This window comes from Synergistaceae bacterium (assembly GCA_017540085.1).
GTDB lineage: Bacteria > Synergistota > Synergistia > Synergistales > Aminobacteriaceae > JAFUXM01.
The window spans coordinates 15780-36112 of sequence record JAFYBQ010000040.1 but is presented as its reverse complement, the minus strand read 5'-3'; the positions used below and the strand labels follow the sequence as shown (position 1 = coordinate 36112).

The 20333-nt window shown below is 49.9% G+C and carries 19 protein-coding genes and 9 tRNA genes; 23 read left to right on the top strand and 5 right to left on the bottom strand.

Annotated features, from left to right (window positions below; genetic code table 11):
• The 23 genes from IKQ95_10195 to IKQ95_10085 all read left to right on the top strand — a co-directional run.
• Positions 1-292 (top strand): transposase (locus IKQ95_10195; protein ID MBR4197058.1); only part of this gene is annotated, 292 nt, incomplete at its 5' end.
• A 124-nt stretch (positions 293-416) separates the two neighbouring features.
• Complete coding sequence (locus IKQ95_10190) at positions 417-896, top strand: family 1 glycosylhydrolase (GenBank protein MBR4197057.1); 480 nt, start codon at positions 417-419, stop codon at positions 894-896.
• A gap of 34 nt (positions 897-930) precedes the next feature.
• On the top strand, positions 931-1869 hold the full coding sequence (locus IKQ95_10185; protein MBR4197056.1) for a glycosyltransferase family 2 protein: 939 nt from the start codon (positions 931-933) through the stop codon (positions 1867-1869).
• Between the two features lie 76 nt (positions 1870-1945).
• Positions 1946-3316, top strand: coding sequence for an MATE family efflux transporter (locus IKQ95_10180; GenBank protein ID MBR4197055.1), 1371 nt, complete (start codon positions 1946-1948; stop codon positions 3314-3316).
• A gap of 42 nt (positions 3317-3358) precedes the next feature.
• Positions 3359-3976, top strand: coding sequence for a sel1 repeat family protein (locus IKQ95_10175; GenBank protein MBR4197054.1), 618 nt, complete (start codon positions 3359-3361; stop codon positions 3974-3976).
• Between the two features lie 130 nt (positions 3977-4106).
• On the top strand, positions 4107-5198 hold the full coding sequence (upp, locus tag IKQ95_10170) for a uracil phosphoribosyltransferase (GenBank protein ID MBR4197053.1): 1092 nt from the start codon (positions 4107-4109) through the stop codon (positions 5196-5198).
• Between the two features lie 10 nt (positions 5199-5208).
• The gene (locus IKQ95_10165; GenBank protein ID MBR4197052.1) at positions 5209-6093 is read left to right on the top strand and encodes an undecaprenyl/decaprenyl-phosphate alpha-N-acetylglucosaminyl 1-phosphate transferase; all 885 of its coding nucleotides are present in this window, start codon (positions 5209-5211) and stop codon (positions 6091-6093) included.
• The gene (gene wecB, locus IKQ95_10160) at positions 6090-7220 is read left to right on the top strand and encodes a UDP-N-acetylglucosamine 2-epimerase (non-hydrolyzing) (GenBank protein MBR4197051.1); all 1131 of its coding nucleotides are present in this window, start codon (positions 6090-6092) and stop codon (positions 7218-7220) included. Before IKQ95_10165 ends, wecB begins: the two co-directional genes overlap by 4 nt.
• Positions 7217-8152 carry an ankyrin repeat domain-containing protein gene (locus IKQ95_10155; GenBank protein MBR4197050.1) on the top strand — a complete coding sequence of 312 codons (936 nt, stop codon included), beginning with the start codon at positions 7217-7219 and terminating at the stop codon, positions 8150-8152. The genes wecB and IKQ95_10155 overlap by 4 nt, the downstream gene beginning before the upstream one ends.
• Positions 8153-8293: 141 nt before the next feature.
• Positions 8294-9073, top strand: a complete 780-nt coding sequence (locus tag IKQ95_10150; GenBank protein ID MBR4197049.1) for a hypothetical protein — start codon at positions 8294-8296, stop codon at positions 9071-9073.
• Between the two features lie 200 nt (positions 9074-9273).
• Complete coding sequence (gene murA, locus IKQ95_10145) at positions 9274-10533, top strand: UDP-N-acetylglucosamine 1-carboxyvinyltransferase (GenBank protein MBR4197048.1); 1260 nt, start codon at positions 9274-9276, stop codon at positions 10531-10533.
• Positions 10526-11341: an Asp23/Gls24 family envelope stress response protein gene (locus tag IKQ95_10140; GenBank protein ID MBR4197047.1), complete on the top strand. Its 816-nt coding sequence runs from the start codon at positions 10526-10528 to the stop codon at positions 11339-11341. Before murA ends, IKQ95_10140 begins: the two co-directional genes overlap by 8 nt.
• Positions 11338-11952, top strand: a complete 615-nt coding sequence (locus IKQ95_10135; protein MBR4197046.1) for a uracil-DNA glycosylase — start codon at positions 11338-11340, stop codon at positions 11950-11952. Before IKQ95_10140 ends, IKQ95_10135 begins: the two co-directional genes overlap by 4 nt.
• Positions 11949-12647: a di-trans,poly-cis-decaprenylcistransferase gene (gene uppS, locus IKQ95_10130; GenBank protein MBR4197045.1), complete on the top strand. Its 699-nt coding sequence runs from the start codon at positions 11949-11951 to the stop codon at positions 12645-12647. The genes IKQ95_10135 and uppS overlap by 4 nt, the downstream gene beginning before the upstream one ends.
• Complete coding sequence (locus tag IKQ95_10125) at positions 12628-13458, top strand: phosphatidate cytidylyltransferase (GenBank protein ID MBR4197044.1); 831 nt, start codon at positions 12628-12630, stop codon at positions 13456-13458. The genes uppS and IKQ95_10125 overlap by 20 nt, the downstream gene beginning before the upstream one ends.
• A complete protein-coding gene (locus IKQ95_10120) occupies positions 13458-14546 on the top strand; it encodes a 1-deoxy-D-xylulose-5-phosphate reductoisomerase (GenBank protein ID MBR4197043.1) in 1089 nt (362 codons plus the stop codon). The genes IKQ95_10125 and IKQ95_10120 overlap by 1 nt, the downstream gene beginning before the upstream one ends.
• A gap of 219 nt (positions 14547-14765) precedes the next feature.
• Complete coding sequence (locus IKQ95_10115) at positions 14766-15074, top strand: DUF4298 domain-containing protein (protein MBR4197042.1); 309 nt, start codon at positions 14766-14768, stop codon at positions 15072-15074.
• A 108-nt stretch (positions 15075-15182) separates the two neighbouring features.
• A tRNA-Pro gene (locus tag IKQ95_10110) sits at positions 15183-15257 on the top strand.
• Positions 15258-15277: 20 nt separating this feature from the next.
• Positions 15278-15351 (top strand) — tRNA-Gly (locus tag IKQ95_10105).
• Between the two features lie 15 nt (positions 15352-15366).
• Positions 15367-15443, top strand: a tRNA-Arg gene (locus tag IKQ95_10100).
• 13 nt (positions 15444-15456) lie between these two features.
• A tRNA-His gene (locus IKQ95_10095) sits at positions 15457-15530 on the top strand.
• 6 nt (positions 15531-15536) lie between these two features.
• Positions 15537-15610: transfer RNA gene (locus tag IKQ95_10090), tRNA-Arg, on the top strand.
• Between the two features lie 22 nt (positions 15611-15632).
• Positions 15633-15705: transfer RNA gene (locus tag IKQ95_10085), tRNA-Lys, on the top strand.
• A 156-nt stretch (positions 15706-15861) separates the two neighbouring features.
• On the opposite strand, the gene IKQ95_10080 is transcribed toward IKQ95_10085, so the two are convergent.
• The 5 genes from IKQ95_10080 to IKQ95_10060 form a co-directional block, all read right to left on the bottom strand.
• Positions 15862-15934: transfer RNA gene (locus IKQ95_10080), tRNA-Thr, on the bottom strand.
• Positions 15935-15948: 14 nt separating this feature from the next.
• Positions 15949-16031: transfer RNA gene (locus IKQ95_10075), tRNA-Tyr, on the bottom strand.
• A gap of 13 nt (positions 16032-16044) precedes the next feature.
• Positions 16045-16120, bottom strand: a tRNA-Thr gene (locus IKQ95_10070).
• 53 nt (positions 16121-16173) lie between these two features.
• Complete coding sequence (locus IKQ95_10065) at positions 16174-16530, bottom strand: hypothetical protein (protein ID MBR4197041.1); 357 nt, start codon at positions 16528-16530, stop codon at positions 16174-16176.
• Positions 16531-16609: 79 nt separating this feature from the next.
• On the bottom strand, positions 16610-20242 hold the full coding sequence (locus IKQ95_10060) for a S8 family serine peptidase (protein MBR4197040.1): 3633 nt from the start codon (positions 20240-20242) through the stop codon (positions 16610-16612).
• Between the last annotated feature and the right edge of the window lie 91 nt (positions 20243-20333).

Here is a 20333-nt window from a genome sequence, read left to right as displayed (position 1 = left end):
GACTGATGTCGTCAATGAGGAAGTTGAGCAGTGGCGTGACAGACCTCTGGAGGCTGTTTATCCTGTCGTCTGGCTTGATGGCTTGGTCGTTAAAGTTCATCACGATCATCAAGTACTCAACAAAACGATATATCTAGCCCTTGCCATTAACATGGAGGGGTACAAAGAGTTGCTTGGGATATGGATAGCGGAGCATGAAGGAGCGTCATTCTGGGCGCAGGTACTCACAGAATTGAACAACAGAGGAGTAAAAGACGTATTTGTGTTCTGCGTGGACGGGTCTGTCAAGTAAACTGTGTATGAGATTTTTTCTACGCCACTTTCGGGAAACGGTCCCATTTTTACGGGGAAATTCTATCACAGCATGATATATAATTCCTTCATTCCCAAAAAGACAATCAAAGGAGGAAAAATTGATGTCAGGAAAAATTTTCCCTTCGGGCTTTCTCTGGGGAGGAGCCACAGCCGCAAACCAGTGCGAGGGCGCGTATGACTCGGACGGCCGGGTTCTCTCAAGCGTTGACACAATTCCCGCAGGCCCGGACAGAATGAAGGTCGCCCGCGGAGAACTCGAAATGCTTTCACCCGTTCCCGGATATTCTTACCCTTCACACGAAGCAATCGACATGTATCACCGCTACAAGGAAGATATTGCGCTTTTCGCTGAGATGGGCTTCAGGTGCTACCGTTTGTCTATCGCGTGGACTCGAATGCTCCCTAACGGCGATGATGACTCACCGAATGAGGATAGCGGTATCAAAAGCATCCCAGAAGTGGACAATGCCGATAAGCAACTGGTCAAAAGCATTAAGTCACTTCTATGTGAGATACGCAGACCGTTTCCCGAAAGTGGCATAGAAAAAATCTCATACACAGTTTACTTGACAGACCCGTAAAAATCCACGAACTAAGGAGGCTTGCGGCGCAATTATGCTGACATGCGGACTGGTGATTCTCAACTACAAAGATTTTGAAGCCACAACAAAGTTACTCGATACAATAAAAGATTTTCCGAGCCTTGATTATATTGCTGTGGTCGACAACCTGTCCCCGAATAACTCATATGAAGTCCTGAAAAAATATGAGGGCGGGAAAATTTCGGTCATACAGTCAGACAAAAACGGCGGCTACTCATACGGCAACAATTTCGGCGCAAAGTTCCTCATCAATAAATTTCACCCGGATATTATCGCTATCGCTAACCCTGATGTCGTTTTCGGCAATGACCTAGCGGAAAAAATCAAAGAGCTGTTCGCGGAGAAAAAAGAGTACGCGGTATTAACAGGCTCAGGCACACGCGCTTTGCTCTGGGGGAAAAACCAGCGTTATATCTCTCACCGATTTGTCAGTGTCTTACTGTGCTTAATCCCCTTCAGCGATTTTCTCAAAAAAGTAATGCAGAAACTTCACGCATATTCTTACTATCCTGAAAAAACCAGAAACACCCCCGGAATTTTCCATGATGTATGGGCTGTGGAAGGCTGCTTGTTCTTCATAAGGACAGAAGATTTTGTGAATGTCGGAATGCTTGATGAGAATGTTTTTTTGTACGGAGAAGAATTTATACTCGCAAGCAAACTTCAGGACGCAGGGAGGAAAACAGGCATCACGCATGAGGCTACATTCGAGCATAACCACGTATACCCCGCGGGGCGTTTGGATCAGCTCGAAAGCTCAAAGAAAAGGAATCTCCTCATGAACAAGTCAGAAGTCTATTTCGTGGAACATTATGTAACCAGCAATAAATTTCTCATCGCGGCGTTCAGATTGCTGTCAAAATTACGGACGGTTCAAATTCACGCTTCCTGCTTCGTGAAAAAACTGATGTTCAAAGCCGGGCAATATTTTTCCGCGCCTTATGAAAGCTGAATACTATAGCTGATGGAAAGCTCCGCCATGCCGGGAAATTCTGCTATGATAACTCCCGGTAAGGAGTGATCTTTTCATGAACAAAAAGCACATATCAGGCCGGGAAGTTTTCGAGTCATGGCCGATTCCGAGAGCGTTATTTGAGCTTGCACTGCCCATGATATTCGGCCAGCTGATTATTCTTGTCTACAATCTCGCAGATACATTTTTCATCGGACGCACTAACAATCCTCTCATGGTTGCGGGCGTGTCGCTGTTGCTTCCTGTCTTCAACATCACAATAACATTCGCGAATCTCTTCGGGATAGGGGGCGGGACTCTGATTTCTAGGCTCATGGGCGCGAAAAGAGACGGCGAGGCCAGGTCGGTATCATCATTCTGTTTCTGGATGTCAATTCTTTCGGGCGGGATATTTTCCGGGACAATGTATTTTTTCATGACACCGATATTACGCGCATTAGGGGCGAGCGATGACACATTGATTTTTGCTCGTCAGTATACATTCTGCGTTATCGCACTCGGAGCAGTCCCAACGATTACGGGAATGACGCTCTCCAATTTCCTGCGCTCAACGGGCAGGGCGAAACAGGCGGGTTTCGGTGTCTCAATGGGCGGTATCATCAATATATTTCTTGACCCTCTGTTTATGTTCGTGCTGCTGCCTAAAGGGTATGAGGTACTCGGCGCGGGAATAGCCACAATGCTGTCGAACGTGATTATATGTCTGTATTTCCTCGCCGTGATTCTCAGGAGCGATGACGGGATAATTTCGCTGTCTCCCGGAAATGTCATAGCGTCAGCAAAAAACGTGTATGAAGTCTTTGCTGTGGGAGTCCCTGCGGCTGTGGCTGTAACACTTTTCGACGTAACATATATCATCATCGACAAATTAGCGTCCGGCTACGGTGATATACCCCTTGCGGCTGTGGGAATCGTCCTGAAGGCTGAACGTCTCCCGCTGAATATCGGCATAGGACTCTGTCAGGGGATGATGCCTCTTGCGGGGTACAACTATGCTTCCGGTAACATAGCGAGGATGAGGGAGTCTGTGAGGTTCTCGCGGCTTGTGGGACTCGTGTTCGGGCTCGCGAGCGTGGCAATGTATGAGATATTCGCGCCGTACATCATGCGGATATTCATTGCGGACTCTCAGACTGTGGAGCTTGGGACTCATTTCCTGCGGGCGAGGGTTCTTGCGACTCCGCTGATGTTTGTGTGCTTTCACGCGGTGAATTTCTTTCAGGCTGTCGGCATGGGAGGCACTGCGCTTTTTCTCGGCTCGTCAAGATGGGCGGTCTTCAACATTCCGTTATTGTTCGTGATGAATTATGTGTTCGGGATGTACGGCATTGTGTGGACGCAGGTTGTTGCTGATATTATGATGGCGGGGATTTCGATATATGTCTACCGTAAATTTGAGTCGCGGCATAATCTGCGGGGTGTATAGATAACTTTATCTCACAAAAAATTTCAGAGGAGGTTTACTGTCATGAAAGCTCAGGCCGACAAAGGGAACATTCCTGCGATGGTTGAGGTAGGGAGCATGTACGCTCAAGGCGAAGGAGTCAGCCAGAATTACGCGAAGGCTAGGGAGTATTTCACGAAAGCTGCCAACAATGGAAGCGTTGACGGTATGATAGGATTCGGCTCTCTATACAAGGGCGGTTTTGGCGTGAATGAAGACTGCGAAGAAGCGTCCAAATGGTACAGGAAAGCTGCTTACGAGGGAAGTCAAGAAGGAGCAGACGCAATCGCACACCTTTATTTCACGGGAGGCCGGAACTTGTCGCAGAGCTACTACAATTCGTACATTTGGTGCTGTGTCGCTGAGATGGCCGAGAAGTCAGAGGGAGCTGGCCTTGCCGGGGCAGTCATTGGAGGCGGCGCGGCTCTGCTGTTGAGCAGGCCTCTTCTACCTCTTGCGGGAATCGGCTATCTTTGGGCTGATTATGCCGCTGAACGTTCAATCAAGGAGCAGATAGAAGGAAAAGGAATCTTCAACCTTGCGAAGCTCTCAGGCTCGGCGATGGACAGCGCGAAAATTGAGGCTGGGAAAATCATGGCCGAAATCGAACGCAACATCAAAGACAGGAAGAAGAAGAAATAAATCCCCCTCTGAAAATCAGAATACCAATCTCCCTTCCGTGTGAGAAAATCCGCGGGAGGGTTTTTATTTTGCTGATGGCTGTTGTTATAATATGAGGCAAAATTTCCCGCAAAGGAGAGTAAATCCCATCATGAAAATTGCACTTGGAACTGACCACGCCGGCTTTGTCCTGAAAAGCGCGGTAATTGATTACCTGTCCTCCCGGAACATCGAAGTCATTGACCTTGGCGCGTATGAGTACAACAGCGAAGACAGCTACACCGACCCCGCATTCCGCGTAGGAGGCGCGGTAATGGACGAGGCCGCCGACTTAGGAGTCCTCCTCTGCGGAACCGGCTACGGAATCTCTATCGCCGCCAACAAAATCCCAGGAGTCCGCGCTGTCTCTTGCGACACTCCCGAAAATGCCCGCATAGCAAAAGCACACAACGACATCAACGTCATAGCACTCGGCGGAAGAACCACAAAGCCGGAAGATGTCCCCGCGATTCTCGCAACATGGCTTGATACTCCGTTCGAGGGGGGCAGACATTTGCGCCGTCTCAATCATATATCGCAGGTCGAGAAATCTACCCTCAACGTAATTCAGGGCGGAGGGAAAATCACAATCTTCAATCACCCGCTTATACAGCACAAGGTCGGAATAATCCGCGACAAGAACACCAGCGTAAAGCAGTTCCGCGAGCTTCTGCAGGAAATCACCGGGCTTATGGTCTACGAGGTAACAAGATGCCTTCCCCTTACGGAAAAAGAAGTGGAGACTCCCATCGAGAAGACAACCGTAAAAACCATAGAGGGCAGAAAGATGGCAATAGTTCCCGTTCTCCGCGCCGGTCTCGGAATGGTTGACGGAATACTTCAGCTCGTGCCGAATGCTAAAGTCGGTCATATCGGGCTTTACCGCGACCCTGCTACGCTTCAGCCTGTGGAATATTACTGCAAATTGCCGTTTGACATTGAGGAGCGCGATGTTTTTGTTCTTGACCCTATGTTAGCGACCGGGGGAAGCTCTGCCGACGCAATCGGACTCATCAAGAAACGCGGTGCGAAAAAAATATCCCTCGTCTGCCTCATTGCCGCCCCTGAAGGAATCGACCGCATTCACCGCGAACACCCTGACGCTGAAATTTACGCCGCCGCACTCGACTCACACCTCAACGATCACGGCTATATAGTCCCCGGCTTAGGTGATGCCGGAGATAGGTTATTCGGCACAAGATAACGGGCAGTAAATGCTTGACGTAAAATTATTCGTCTTCCTCCTCTTGGGATTTTTCTGGGGGGGGCTGACGGCTCCTGTGTCGATAAGGCTTGCGGGTATTTACGGGATTATTGATGTCCCTGATGCCCGCAAGATTCACAAAGGGAACATGCCGCGGGGTGCGGGTATTGGCTTGTGGCTGGGATATATGCTAATGGCCATGATAATTTCCGGGCAGTCTCCGCATATACGGTATATTGCTACGGGTGCTACGGTGATATTTCTATGCGGCTATCTTGATGACATGTGTTCGCTGAGTCCGTTTTTGAGGCTCGGACTTCACATAGGAGCGTCAGCACTGGCAGTTATTCCGCTGAACCTTGGATTTTCCGCGGCGGTTGTGTCTGTTGTGTGGCTTGCCGGAGTAACAAGCGCGTACAATCTGATTGACGGCATGAACGGCTTGTGCATATCGATATTCATTGCGTCATCGCTTGCTCTGTTCCTTCTTGGGAAATCGTATCCCGGCATATATATGGGTGCTATGGCTCTCGGTGTGCTTTGCTGGAATTTCCCAAGCGCACAAACTTTTCTGGGCGACGGCGGAAGCACACTGCTGGGATATTTATTCGCGTCCCATTTTCTTGCGTCATCGGCGGGAGTAATCCGCTCTGCCGGAATCGCTGATGTATTGATGATGATGATACTATTCGGGGGGATTCCTGTTGTCGATACTTTGACGGCCTTCACTCGGCGAATGCTCACGGGGAAATCTCCCTTTTACCCGGACAAGAAGCACCTTCACCACATATTAATCTCCCTGACAGGCTCGAACGTCTTAACCGTAACAATAATATTATCTCTTCAGGTCATAATGTTAGCGGCTGGCCTGAAGTATTACATGAGGTTGCTATGAAGAAAATATCATGCGTAGTAGGAACGAGGCCGGAAGCAATAAAGATGGCTCCTGTAATTTTGGAGCTGAGGAAAGATTCGGAGTTAAGCGTTTCAGTTTTAGCGACAGGGCAGCACACCGACATGTTAAAGCAGGCACTTGACGATTTCGGTATAACGGCGGACTACAATCTCAACATAATGCGGGCGAATCAGACATTAGACCACATAACCGCCGGGGTATTGCAGGGAGTCGGCGAAATTCTCGACTCAGATCCGCAGGATATGATTCTGGTACACGGCGACACGTCAACGACATTCGCGGCGGCATTGGCGGGGTTCTACCGTCATGTGAAGATCGGCCATGTTGAAGCGGGGCTGAGGAGTCATGATTTGTCGCTGCCGTTTCCTGAAGAGGCCAACAGGATTTTGACGGACGGAATAGCGGATATGTTCTTTGCGCCGACTGTGGGAGCTGCGGACAATCTCAGGCGCGAGGGCAAAAGCGAGTCGCAGATATACATCACGGGAAACACGGTGATTGATGCGCTGTATGAGATTCTGAAGCGTCAGAGGGGGATCGATGAGCCTGAATATTTGCGGGGGATTGGGAGTCGTCCGCTTGTGCTGATGACGGCGCACCGCCGCGAGTCATGGGGAGAGCCTCTGCGGAATATTTGCGGGGCAGTGAAGGACATTATACGGGCGCGGCCTGATGTGATGTTCCTGATACCAATGCACAAGAACCCTGCTGTGAGGAATGTTATCCGCGATGAGCTTGGAGAGTTTTCCGGGAACGTAAGACTCACAGAGCCATTGAGCTACCCTGAGTTTGTACAGGCGATGAATAAATCTGCGTTCATACTTTCTGACAGCGGAGGAGTCCAGGAGGAAGCGACTGCGATAGACAAGCCGGTGCTGATTATGCGTACAGTGTCGGAGCGTCCCGAAGCGATTACGGAGGGAACATGCATACTTGTGGGAACAGGCCGGGAAAATATCAGGCGTGCGTCCCTGCGGATAATGAATGAGCCGGAATACCTGAATGAGATTGTCGGGAAGAATGTCAAGCCTTTCGGGGACGGTACTGCGGGCGTGAAGATTCATGAAGCTGTGCGGAAATTTTTACATGAGGAAAAACGGTCATGAAGAAAATATTATTGTGCGTGATGATGTCTGCGCTGTGTGTTTCGGCGGCATTCGGGGGACCTGCCCAAGATTTGTTAGCCGAAATAGTGCGCATATCGAAGACTTACAAGTCAGAGAAGGAAATAATATCGCAGGCAAAAAAATTGATAACGCCGGACAGAATAAAAGCTATAGTATCTTCCGGCGATGATGTCAATGTAAAGGGTGAGCAGGGGATTACGCTTTTGATAGCCGCTACACTTTTGGCGAATGACCCTGAGATTGTCGATATTCTCCTGAAATCCGGGGCTGACGTGAACGCAAGGGAGAAGGGCGAGCGTAACGCGCTGTTTTTCGCCTTATATCATGACCCCGCTAATGCCGAAGTAGTGAGACTTTTGGCGGAAGCAGGCGCAGATCCGAAAGTTAAGTGGAATGGACGTACAGCAAGAGACTTGGCCCTGAAGAATAAAAATCCAGAGGTTCAGAAAATGGCGCATACATTGCTGACTAATACCAATGGGAGCGGGCCTGTTCAGACTTTGCTGGGTGAAGTCATGTATGTGATGATGACTCCGCGTGTCTCGTGGAAGCAGAGAGGTACTCAGATAAGAAAGATAATCACACCCGACAGAGTGAAGGCAATAATCGCTTCAGGTGCTGACGTGAATGCAAAAGGTGAGCAGGGAATTACTCTTTTGATGGTTGCCGCTGCTTTCAGTGATAATCCCGAAATAGTTTCAGCTCTCCTTAACGCCGGTGCTGATGTCAACACTAGGGTTTATGGAGGTTCGACAATATTAATGCAGGCAGTAATACATTCTGAAAATCCGGAAATAATAAGGACGTTGCTTGATGCCGGAGCTGATGTGAACGCAAAAGACCAGGAAGGATTCACCGCAAAACATTTAGCCGCAGGCAACAAGAATCCTAAAATACGGAGCATGTTTTAGCGGAATGTGCTTTTCTCTCACGGGGAGGAATGAGCCATAGACACACCGAATATTCAGCGGGGCGCAAAAAATTCCGTCTTTCTTGACCTCTTCAGCATTCCGAAATACCAACTGCAATTAGTGCAGACACTTCACCCGGAAATGACTGACATAACGGAAGATGACATAAAACTTGTTACGCTTAATTCTGTTGTCATGAACGGGCAATATAATGATCTTGCGCTGATGGTGAAAGGCAGGCTGATTATTTTTGCCGAAGCACAGTCAACTTGGAGCATAAATATTCTCATAAGGCTTCTGCTGTATCTTTCCTCAACTTACTATGATTATATTATTGAAAACGGGCTTAACGTTTACGGCTCAAAGAAGATTAATATCCCTGAGCCGGAATTTTACGTGATATATACGGGAAGCAGAAAGATTGACAAGGATATAATCTCAATGAGGCAGGATTTCTGGCAAAATCCCAATGCAAAACTTGATATTCTTGTGAAGGTAATACATTCTGAGAATAAGAATGACATCATAGGGCAGTATATAATTTTCACGCATGTGCTTGACAGTCAGATAAAAATTCATGGCCGAACAAGAGAAGCCGCAGAAAACACAATAAGGATATGCCAGAATGATAATGTTCTGAAAGAATATCTTGAAAGCCTGGAAAAGGAGGTAATCACTATAATGATAATGCTGTTCAAGCAAGATTATGTAACAGAGAAGTACGCCCAAGAACGTGAGAAAGAAGGCGAAAAAAGAGGCAAAAAGAAAGGAAAAATTGAGGGAGCAATGGAGAACACCGTGAAAATGTGCAGGAGATTCGGCGCAACTCTCGATGAGGCGATAAATATGCTCGCTCAGGATTTCGGCCTCACCGCTGAAAATGCCGCGCAGTACGTCAGAAAGCTCTGGGAAAAATCATGAAAATTATCAGAGATTACCTCAGAAGCCGCTAAAACGAGATAGCAGACAAGATGAAGTAACAGAAATGTACGGCAAAGCATGTAACATAATAAAATCAGCCGTAAGAATTTGGCATCACCGCTGAAGAAGCTGTGAAATATGTCAATAAGTTCTGGAAAGATTAAACTCTCAGAAAGGAGGAATTAATCATATTCAACACAATGAAAATTAACGGAGGAATCCCCCTCAGCGGAACGGTCAAAACTCAGGGCGCGAAAAATGCCGCTCTTCCCGTTATGGCCGTGTGTCTCCTGCTCAAAGGCCAGACTCTAACCCTCGATAACGTCCCGGACTTGTACGACATTCATACGATGATTGAGACCCTCGAATCACTCGGCGTTGAAGTCGAAATCAGTCGCGACTCAAAATCTTCGCAGGTAATATTTCACACGCCCGATGAGCTGAAGTGGGAAGTCTCAGAGACATTAGCCCGCAAAATGCGTGCGTCCTCCCTCGTATTAGGGCCTCTGCTCGCGAACTGCGGTAAAGTCTCATTACCCCTCCCCGGCGGATGCTCAATCGGAAGCCGTCCCATAGATTTGCACCTCAAAGGACTAAAGCAGATGGGCGCGGAAATAGAAATACAGAACGGAGTCGTTCATGCAAGCGTCAAAGGAAGACTCAGAGGCCGGAGAATATATCTTGATTTCCCGTCAGTAGGAGCGACAGAGAATCTCATGATGGCCGCCTCGCTCGCTCAGGGCGAGACTATCATCGAGAACGTAGCCCGCGAACCCGAAATCGACAACCTCGCCGCAGTATTGCGCTGTATCGGCGTTACTGTCGAGTCAGAAGGCGCAGGAGGAGTCAGAATCATCGGGATTGACCGCGCCCGCTCAGGCCGTGAAAGAGTCATCCCCGACAGAATAGAGGCTTGCACTTACATTCTTGCAGGGATCATGACGAACGGACATATTAAGGTTGAAGACCTCGTGCCGTCCCACATTGACGCGATACTCGCAAAACTTGAGGAGGCCGGAGCAAAATTTTCCGTCAAAAAAAGCACCGTTGAAATTTTCCCGTCAAAGAAAAAACTTCACCCCGTTACAGTAAAGACTATGCCTTACCCAGGTTTCCCGACTGACTCACAGCCTCAGATGGCCGCGGCTCTGTCAGTCGCAAAAGGAGTCAGCACAATCGAGGAGAGCGTGTTTCAGGCAAGATTCCTTTACGCGCAGGAGCTAAACCGAATGGGAGCAGATATTCAGATTTCGCGGGACGTTGCCATTATTCGGGGTGTTGACGGGCTGCAGGGGGCAAGCGTCAAAGCTACAGACCTGCGGGCGGGCGCGGCTCTGATTATCGCGGGGCTTTCGGCAAAGGGTGAGACAAGAGTCGACGACATGATTCACGTATGGCGCGGCTATGAGGCAATAGACGAAAAATTACGGGGGCTGGGCGCGAGGGTTGAGCTTGTCTGACATTGAGGTTACAGCTTTCGTAGGGCCTGCCGGAACAGGAAAGAGCCACCGCGCTACAATGGTAGCCCGTCAGAATGGCATTGATGTTATCATTGATGACGGACTCATGATTTCACGCGGGAGAATTTTGGCAGGACGGAGCGCAAAATCTGAGATTAACCGCTTACGTGCCATTAAGCGCGCTATATTCGAGTACCCCGAACACCGCGATGAAGTATCAGCCTGCCTCGCAAAGAATCACCCCGCAAAAATTATGATACTGGCAACTTCCGATGACATGGCCGCGAAAATCACATCCCGCCTCGGACTTAATCCTCCGTCAAGAACCATACGCATATCAGACGTATCTTCACCGGAGGAAATAGAGTCGGCGCTCCGTGAACGCAGAGAGAAGAAACAGCACGTAGTACCGGCGGCAAAAGCACAGATTCAGCAGAACTTTGCCGGAAAGCTCGTCAGCCAGATTCGCGGCTTCTTCAAGGGAAGGGACAAAGACGAATCCCGCAACACAATAGTAAAGCCCCTCTTCAGCTTCAACGGAAAAGTAACAATAGGCTCTGAGGCATTATTAGAGATGTGCCGGAAATTATTGGAACTCCGCGACCACGTTCGCAAAATCAGAAGTATTGACATTGAAACAGATGATGACAGAATTTCACTTAGCGTTGAGATTGATTTGAACCTTTCGGGAAGGAGTGCTTTATCTATTGCCAAGACATTGCAGAGAAAATTACGCATGGGACTAAGCTACTTCACAGGAATGGAAATCAGGCAGGTTAATATAAGAGTAAACGAGATATTTTTATGACAATGGACACTAACATTAATACAGCTTGGGACGAACTCAGGCAGCGCGTAAACGATTGCAGGAAGTGCGGACTTTGCGAGAAAAGGCACAATACTGTTTTCGGCGACGGCCCAACGGAAAATTGCAGGGTTGTTCTTGTCGGTGAAGGGCCGGGAGCTGATGAGGACGCTACCGGGCTTCCGTTTGTCGGAAAGGCTGGTATGCTCCTCACAAGCATATTGGAGCAGGGCGGAAATATCCCCCGCAAAAGCCTGTACATCACAAATATAGTGAAATGCCGCCCCCCTGAGAACAGGAATCCCAAGATTGAAGAGGCTGAAGCGTGCAGCGAATTTCTTGAAACACAGTTAATATTATTGCACCCGGATATAGTTGTTACGCTGGGCAATGTTCCGACACAGTTTCTTCTGAACACAAAGCAGGGTATAACATCACTCCGCGGGCAGTGGATTCCGTGGCGCGGAATTTTGCTGTTACCTATGTTTCACCCAAGCTATTTATTACGGAATGAATCACGCGCAAAGGGAAGCCCTAAAGATTTAACGTGGCAGGATGTACGCGCATTGAAGGCAAAAATTGACGAACTCACACAAGGAGGCAGCATATCATGACAGACTCACGAATACCCCGGCACCTCGCAATAATTCTTGACGGAAATGGTCGCTGGGCAAAAAGCAGAAACCTTCCCCGCCTTATGGGACACAGGGCGGGACTCCGAAAACTTGAAGACATGGTGCGGCTAGTGAAACGCGAGGGGATACGCTATTTTTCCGTCTACGCATTTTCCACAGAGAACTGGAATCGGCCAATAATGGAAGTTACAGGGCTAATGCGGCTTTTCGGGTACTATCTCCGGCGGAAGGTCGATGAGGTCAAAGCGGAGGGCGCACGGATTCGTTTCTGCGGCCGCAAGGACAGAATCCCGGAAGAGCTTTTGCGGCAAATGCAGTGGGCAGAGGACTACACAAAGGACGAGAAAATACTAGACTTCATACTCTGCATAAATTACGGCGGACGCGCTGAGATTATCGACGCTGTAAACTCTCTCATGTCGTCAGGCGTAAAATCTCCCGTAACAGAAGAAGACCTGCGGAGTCATTTCTACCTTCCTGATGTCCCCGACCCCGATTTGATTATCAGGACAAGCGGTGAATTGCGGCTCAGTAATTTCTGGCTGTGGGAGAGCGCGTACAGCGAGTACTATTTCACAAATATACACTGGCCGGATTTCGGAGAGGAAGAATTACGCAAGGCATTGGACAGTTACGCGGGAAGGGAGCGGCGTTATGGCGGGCTTAAAAAATGACACCGAACTGCGCCTGCGGACATTAAGCAGCATTGTTATTGTCGCCGTAATTCTCTGGGGGATAAACACCGGCGGCATAGCATGGACTCTCATCGCGGGCAGCATTGCTCTGGTCTCACTCAGCGAATATTACAGGCTTGCGGGAAAAATACGGGGCGCGAGAATTTCTCCCGGCATGGGCTATTTGTTCTCGGTGATATTCATGATTGCGGCGAAACAGCAGAACCCTCAGCCAATTGTGCTGGGAATGATATTGTCATTGTGCGTATTCTCCGTGATGTCTGTCGAGGTATTCAGGCGGCAGATGACAGCGGGAACAAGCAGCGCGGTAATGAACTCCGGCGCGGTGATTTCGGGAGTGCTTTATATCACGGTGCCGTGGGCCTGTATGTCAATGCTGAGGGATTACGCATTCGGGCGGCAGGTTCTTGATACATTATTCTTCTGCACATGGGGCTGTGATGTCGGGGCGTATATCGGCGGGAAAATGTTCGGTACAACAAAACTCTGCGAGCATGTCAGCCCGGGAAAAACCGTTCAGGGCTTCATAGCCGGAATCATCGGCAGCCTTCTCGCGAACGCCGGGGCAATATATTTCTTCACTCTTCCTGCTTACCCGTTAATATTGATTGGGTTCATATGCGGGATTTTCGGACAGCTCGGTGATTTGGCCGAGTCCCTCATAAAGCGCGAGGCCGGCGAAAAGGACTCAGGCCATGTTATTCCGGGACACGGGGGAATGCTTGACCGTTTCGACAGCATTTTGTTCAGCGGGCTTCTTACGTATCTTGTACTGAGGGTGATACTGTGATTAATGTCGGTATTATCGGCGCAACAGGGAGCGTTGGCGGGGCTGTAATGTCAGTGTGCGAATCATGGCCGGACAAAATTTCAGTCAAAGCAATCGCGGCAAATCGTCAGTCAGAAAAACTATCACGCCTCGCAAAAAAATTCACTGTCAGCAAAATTTACGCCTATGAATTAACAGGTGAAGCAGGACTTGAGGAAATAGCACTTGACCCGGAAATAGATCATGTAGTTTTCGCGTCATCAGGAACGGCGGCGATAAAGGCTCTATGCTCGGCACTGAGGGCGGGGAAGACCGTATCACTTGCCAACAAAGAAAGCATAGTAGTTGCGGGAAAATGGGTAATGCCCCTCGTGAAACATGCTGAGCAATTGAGGCCGTTAGACAGTGAACACAATGCTATATGGCAGTGCCTTCACGGTGAGGATAAAGCGTTCGTGCGGAAAATATATCTTACGGCTTCCGGCGGGCCTTTCAGGAATTTCACGGCGGAAGAATTGCAGACCGTTACGCCTGAGATGGCATTGCGTCATCCTGTGTGGGACATGGGAGCGAAAATCACAATCGACAGCGCAACCCTAATGAACAAGGGAATAGAACTGATTGAGGCGATGTATCTTTTCGGGCTGAATGAGTCTCAGGTTGACGCGCTTATTTCGCCGGGGTCATTCGTTCACGGGCTTGCGGAGTTTGAGGACGGGAGCGTGAAATTGCTGGCGGCGGAGCCTGACATGAAACTTCCTGCGGCATCGTGCTTGTTCTGGCCTGAAAGATTTTTCCCCTCGCCTGATTTCCGGCGGCCTGTATTCGTGCGTGAGATTGCGTTCTCGGAGATTGACGCACAGAGATTCCCCGCCGTGAGGATTGCGCGTGAGGTCATGAGGCTGAAGGGTGCGTATCCTGCTGTGCTTGTCGGTGCGGATGAGGTTGCTGTAGATTTGTTCCTGAAGGGGAAAATAGGATTTGCGGAAATTTCCGGGCTTGTGGAGAAAGTATTAGAGTCGCGGAAATGGACAGAGCCTGCGAGTCTTGATGAGGGTATCGCGCTTGTTGACGAGGGGCGGCGCGAGGCTCTGAGGATTGCGGGGTAATGAGCGAAAACCCTTCCGGCCATGAAACCGGGAGGGAATTTTTTTGTCAGCCTTTTTCCCTTCTTCCTTGTTGAGATGATGAGATGATTTTTTGCACGGCAGGGGAAAAATCATTGCACTCAAAGAAGAATGCGTGATAATTAGGCGGTAAAATATTGCTCTGTGGATTTATTCTGCGGGGCTATTTTTTTTTGCTGACGGAAGGAGAACTGACACGGAATGACACAAACCGAACGTATTTCACACATGGAAGAATGCCTTGACGACTCGCGGAAAGCTGTTTGCAGACTCGCCCGTGCGCTTGAAGAATATCATGATATACAGGGAAAAATCCGGGAGCTTGCCGGGTATTACGGCTCTGATGACTGGAAGAATGACTTTGCCGATGATGAAGCCGGGAGACTTCCGCCGGAGCTGAAACGGGGAGTCCTGAGCGAGGACGCTGTGTATGACCTGCTGAATGACAACAGGGAAATCATTGATGACATGGCCGGAATTATACGGGAGCAGGAAGCCTTGAGGATATGATATTCGCCGGGGAGGAATGCTTTTTACTTGGGACGCATGAAACTTGAGCCGGCAGTCTTGACAAAATAAGCGGCGGAGATATAATTACTCCCTGTGATACGCGGAAACCGGGGCGTAGCGCAGTCTGGTTAGCGCACCTGCTTTGGGAGCAGGGGGTCGGAAGTTCGAATCTTCTCGCCCCGATACCCAGTGAAGTAAAGTATGCGGGAATAGCTCAGTTGGCTAGAGCGATGGCCTTCCAAGCCGTAGGTCGCGGGTTCGAATCCCGTTTCCCGCTCTGAGAAATTAATACGCGCTCTTAGCTCAGCTGGATAGAGCAACGGCCTTCTAAGCCGTAGGCCGCGGGTTCGAATCCTGCAGGGCGCGCCACTGTAACAATATGGTGAGTGTAGCGCAATTGGTTAGAGCTTCGGATTGTGGTTCCGGCGGTTGAGGGTTCAAGTCCCTTCACTCACCCTTTAAGCGTTCGTAGCTCATCTGGATAGAGCGGAAGACTTCGGATCTTCAGGCAGCGGGTTCAAATCCTGCCGGGCGCGCTCAGTATTGACAACTATATACGGACTGTTAGCTCAGTTGGTAGAGCAGCTGACTCTTAATCAGCGGGCCGTGGGTTCGAGTCCCTCACAGTCCATCGCAATTTTATCGGAAGACCTGCACAAAAAGCGGGTCTTTTCTTTTATCTTGGAGTCAGCACTATCATAATTCCAAGCCGTAACACAGCCTGCCGGAAAGCAAAATAAAAGCTCCGAAGCTATTTCACCCCGAAGCTGTTATATTCCTGAGAACAAGCCGATTTTCGGATTTGAACCGAAGACCCCATCCTTACCATGGATGTGCTCTGCCGGCTGAGCTAAATCGGCCTCTCGCTGTTTGATGGCGGAACATGGGTTCGAACCATGGTAGACTCCCGTCGACAGATTTACAGTCTGTTGCCATTGACCACTCGGCCATTCCGCCTTTTGTTACTTACTGGAGCCGGCGAGGGGATTTGAACCTCCGACCTACTGATTACAAGTCAGTTGCTCTGCCAGCTGAGCTACACCGGCTTCAACAAGTTACGCATTTTACAGGCTATAATTCATTCTGTCAAGCATTCCCGCTAATTCATATGAAGCTGCCTGTTCGGGGATGCTGATACTACATTGGGATCTGATTTCAGGTCTGAGGCAAGCTGTTCTGATGTCTTGCTGTCCGACACTATGAACACGAATATATAGCCGTCCTTGTTCGTGAGAGTCAGCGCGTCAAATATACTTGCTGTTTTTCCTCCGGCTGAGTCGGCTGTGATGTCGATATATTTCCGTATCCTGCCCCCCTTCAGGCTCTCTTCTGTCAGAGTCATTCCTGCAGGAGTCTTCAGCACCGCGAGAACTTCCCCCCTTTTTGTTTCCGCGCCAAATGCCGAAAACGCCGGGACAATCAGACATAACGCAATCAATATCCGCAAAACCTTCATGATTTTTCCCCTCCTGTGTTAATTTTATCGGCACAAAAAATCCCCCGTACCACAAAAGCACAGGGGAAATTTTATCCGCTTAACGTGAATTTTTCCTGAAGATTACAGCGCAGAGCATTAGCCCAAGTACTGAAGCCCCCGCAACGCACCCCCCGGACCCAGTTCCGACTCCCATCACATTATCTGAGGGACTCACCGCCGAAATTACCGGGTAATACGTCTTCCCCGCCTCAAAGTATGCGGAGATGTTCACGATATGATTCTCCGGGACAGTATCAATCACATTCCCGGAAATATCGTAGAATGTCGCCGACTCACCTTCTGAGTCCTCAATGAGGCTTCCCGCCGTGTCTCTCGTGAAAGGATGCCACAAAAGCCCATACCCCGCCGGGACATCAAGAGAGAGAGTTACATTTGCTAAAGCGTCAACGCTCTCAAATGAGTATACCCCCGAAATATTCACTCTGATTTCAGGAAGCACCGCCACTATTTTCCCGTTCTCCTGCGCGATTATCTCACGTTCTCCCGCTGTCATGGCCGAAACTCCCCGCGATTCTCCCGCCGTTAATGTCGGTGTTACTTCAGGCGTTACGGGCGAGGGGCGGTCCGGGCTTGACGGCTTTACGTCCGGGCTTGCGGGCTTTATGTCAGGGCTTGCCGGTGATGTTTCGTCAGGGGCAATTGTTACGGTGAATGTTCTTGCGTCTCTTCCGGCTAAGTTAATGGCTGTTACTGTGAATATGAATGTCCCGGACTCTGTCGGCGTTCCGTAAATACAGCCGTTTGACGTTAGGGAGAGTCCCGCGGGCATTGCGCCCTCTGTCAGCGTGAACCACATGGGCGCGGAGCCGTAACACGCAATATATACAGGCTCATAGAGAGTATTAATCTTGCCGGAAGGAAGAGTCGCCGCGGCTGTGATTTCGGTCTTTGCGCTGACCCTCAGAAGGTAATTCCACGTGTCATTGAGCCAGGAGTCAAGCGCGGAAGCCCTCACCGTGAAGCGGTAATCACCCGGCCTTGTGGGAGTCCCGGTTATGTCGCCGGAAGCAGAGAGAGACAGCCCGATTCCCGCAAGGACATCGCCGGACTCACGCCATGACAGGCTCGCCCCGAACAGTGAGCCTAGCTTGAAGCCGTATGATTCACCCACGACAGACTCAGGAAGCACCGCCGTAGTGATTATTGCAGGGTCTGTGATTGTGATTGTTACGTCCGCGCTTGATGTGCCGTATTGATTTGTTGCCGTGATTACGGAGCTGTATACGCCTTTTGCTGACGGAAAGCCCGCGAAACGCGCCGTGTAATTCTCCATGTCAAAGCTGATTCCCGCCGGGACTGTCCCGGAAATGTCGACAGAAAGCGCAGGAGTCCCAAGCACAGGAATACGCAGATCCATATTCATGCCGCGAGGATATGTCATGTCATATTTCCCCTCAAGGAATGACGGTGCCGCGTTCATGACAACAAGCTCAAAATCCCGGCTCGCTGTCCCGTAATCGTTCGAGGCCGTTACGTGAATTATGTATGTGTCCGCCGATGACGGATAGCCGCTGAGTCTGATTCCGCTGTCGGCGTTCGTGAAGTACATTCCTTCCGGGACGTTATTCGCTGACCAGTGATAATTTGCCCAACTGTCAATATATATCATGGCATCGGGATTGACATTACGGGGATTGATATTATATGTCTCCTGAAAATCGGCAGATGTCGCCGCGCCGTAGAGTTTTCCGACAACAGCAGGCTTCAGCACGGTGTCATAAATGAACGGAATCCCGTCCCCGCTGTTCACTGTTGCGGGAATGTCAATGCTGTCTGACCCGGCAAAATTCGAGACTTTCACCGTTATCGTGTAGCTCCCGGCTTTTTCCGGCGTGAAGGATATATACCCGGCTTTGTCGACAGAGACCGATGCACCGTCCGCAATAATATCTGCGCTGTTTGTGATTTCCCACGAAAACGGCCATGTTCCCGCATTGAGCTTCACATAGCACCTTGTATTTTTCCCGGCCGCCGTTGCTGGTATAACCGCGCTCAGAATCTCCGGGGCTGTCCCTCTGTCCGTGCTTATCACTAGGGCTAAAGAGTCCTGCCCGTAGTCATTCATGGCCGTAACAAGAATCTCGCGCCTGTCGACAGAAAGAGGAGTCCCCGAAATTATCCCGCTCTCAAACCTCAAGCCCGCAGGGAGTACGCCGTCAATGTCCCATGATATTCTCCCTGCGCCTGACGCATAGAACCTGAAATTGTACGGCTGATTCACGACAGCTGCAGGAAGTGCCGCGAACGCTATAATCGGTGCGGAGTCAGACTTCATCATGTTGTCCATGCCTAAAATCGCGCCGCTGATGTCTAACATTCCGTACATTGATGTGCCATCGTCAACAAGAGTCCTTGTGTCAGCCCCTCCGACAATAGCCGCCTTAATCTGACTCGCTGTGGCTTGCGGGTACATGGCCTTCAAGAGCGCGGCTGTACCCGAAACATGAGGAGCCGCCATTGATGTCCCGCTCATGTAGCTGTAGGGGTAAGAGGGAAGCAGGGTGTCATACACAAGATTGATTAATACGCTCCGTCCCACTGTGCTGAATATGTCAAGTCCGGGTGCTGTTATGTCGGCGTATTTCCGGCTGTAGTTGCTGAAACCTGCCCGTGTGAAATCAGGAGCTGCCGCCGCAACTACTATCATGTTGTCGATTCCTGTGAATGACGCGGGATAAACGTAAAGCCCCTGCGTTAGCCTCGACATGTCGCCAAAATAATTGGGCGCTCCGACCTCAGCCGATTCATTTCCCGCAGAGACACATATCAGCGTCCTGTTTGTATCGCTTATCGTCTTGAATGCTAAATACTGAGGGTTTCTCTGCGCTATGATTTCTCCGGGTGTTTGCTCCCAGCCTCCGCCGATTGAGTAGTTCACCGCCGCAAGTTTCATTTCCGGGTATATCCTGAGAAGGTCAGCCACATGATTCAGCCCCGCGGTTATGCTCTCGTCTGTGCCGGAATTGTCCGCGTCAAGCACTCTGACGGAGATTATTTTCACGTTCCAATTGATACCGGCGACTCCGAGTCCGTTGTTGGCAATCGCTCCGATTGTCCCGGCTACGTGGGTGCCGTGATTCACTTCGTCATAGTAGGATTTCTCATTGTACTTTGTCCCCTGCACGAAATTTTTGCTGTACTCGTGGACAAAGTGAGCCGCTAAATCGGGGTGATTGTAGTCAATGCCGGAGTCAACAACTGCGACATACACATCATTTGAACCCGTGCTGAGACTCCATGCCTGCGGAGCGTTGATGGCCTCCATTCCCCAGAGACGATAATATTCAGGGTCATCGGGGACTCTCCTGTCTGATGAGTCCGCGTGTCCGTGATATATCCTGTTGAGGGACGCGGCCAGGACATTGGGATTTGCCGAAATTCTGCGGAGGAGCGATTTTGCGTCCTCTTTGTCGGAATGGACTACCATGAAAACTTTTCCGCCGAGTTCCGAAAGAGCGTCAAAAGTCCGGGCAACATTCACCCCTTCAGACTGCGCGAATGACTGAACGGACGACAGCCCCCGAACGCCCCCTGATGATTTCGCCGCGGCTGATATGCTCATGGCCGATGTGTTTCGGAGTACGACAATGACATCTCCCGGCACGTAGTCTTCAGCGTATGAACATGCCGCAAGAGCCAGCAGAAGAATCAGAGATAATATTTTCTTCATGCTATAAAATCCTCCTATGTGTAATGGAATTTTGTGATGAGATTATACTATTCAGGCGCAAAAAAAAATTCCCCCGCCGTTTTCTGACAGG

Excerpts from the sequence above, each read along its gene's own strand:
- IKQ95_10190 (MBR4197057.1), top strand. The coding sequence starts at position 417 with ATGTCAGGAAAAATTTTCCCTTCGGGCTTTCTCTGGGGAGGAGCCACA.
- IKQ95_10185 (MBR4197056.1), top strand. The coding sequence starts at position 931 with ATGCTGACATGCGGACTGGTGATTCTCAACTACAAAGATTTTGAAGCC.
- IKQ95_10180 (MBR4197055.1), top strand. The coding sequence starts at position 1,946 with ATGAACAAAAAGCACATATCAGGCCGGGAAGTTTTCGAGTCATGGCCG.
- IKQ95_10175 (MBR4197054.1), top strand. The coding sequence starts at position 3,359 with ATGAAAGCTCAGGCCGACAAAGGGAACATTCCTGCGATGGTTGAGGTA.
- upp (MBR4197053.1), top strand. The coding sequence starts at position 4,107 with ATGAAAATTGCACTTGGAACTGACCACGCCGGCTTTGTCCTGAAAAGC.
- IKQ95_10165 (MBR4197052.1), top strand. The coding sequence starts at position 5,209 with ATGCTTGACGTAAAATTATTCGTCTTCCTCCTCTTGGGATTTTTCTGG.
- wecB (MBR4197051.1), top strand. The coding sequence starts at position 6,090 with ATGAAGAAAATATCATGCGTAGTAGGAACGAGGCCGGAAGCAATAAAG.
- IKQ95_10155 (MBR4197050.1), top strand. The coding sequence starts at position 7,217 with ATGAAGAAAATATTATTGTGCGTGATGATGTCTGCGCTGTGTGTTTCG.
- IKQ95_10150 (MBR4197049.1), top strand. The coding sequence starts at position 8,294 with ATGACTGACATAACGGAAGATGACATAAAACTTGTTACGCTTAATTCT.
- murA (MBR4197048.1), top strand. The coding sequence starts at position 9,274 with ATGAAAATTAACGGAGGAATCCCCCTCAGCGGAACGGTCAAAACTCAG.
- IKQ95_10135 (MBR4197046.1), top strand. The coding sequence starts at position 11,338 with ATGACAATGGACACTAACATTAATACAGCTTGGGACGAACTCAGGCAG.
- uppS (MBR4197045.1), top strand. The coding sequence starts at position 11,949 with ATGACAGACTCACGAATACCCCGGCACCTCGCAATAATTCTTGACGGA.
- IKQ95_10125 (MBR4197044.1), top strand. The coding sequence starts at position 12,628 with ATGGCGGGCTTAAAAAATGACACCGAACTGCGCCTGCGGACATTAAGC.
- IKQ95_10115 (MBR4197042.1), top strand. The coding sequence starts at position 14,766 with ATGACACAAACCGAACGTATTTCACACATGGAAGAATGCCTTGACGAC.
- IKQ95_10065 (MBR4197041.1), bottom strand. The coding sequence starts at position 16,530 with ATGAAGGTTTTGCGGATATTGATTGCGTTATGTCTGATTGTCCCGGCG.
- IKQ95_10060 (MBR4197040.1), bottom strand. The coding sequence starts at position 20,242 with ATGAAGAAAATATTATCTCTGATTCTTCTGCTGGCTCTTGCGGCATGT.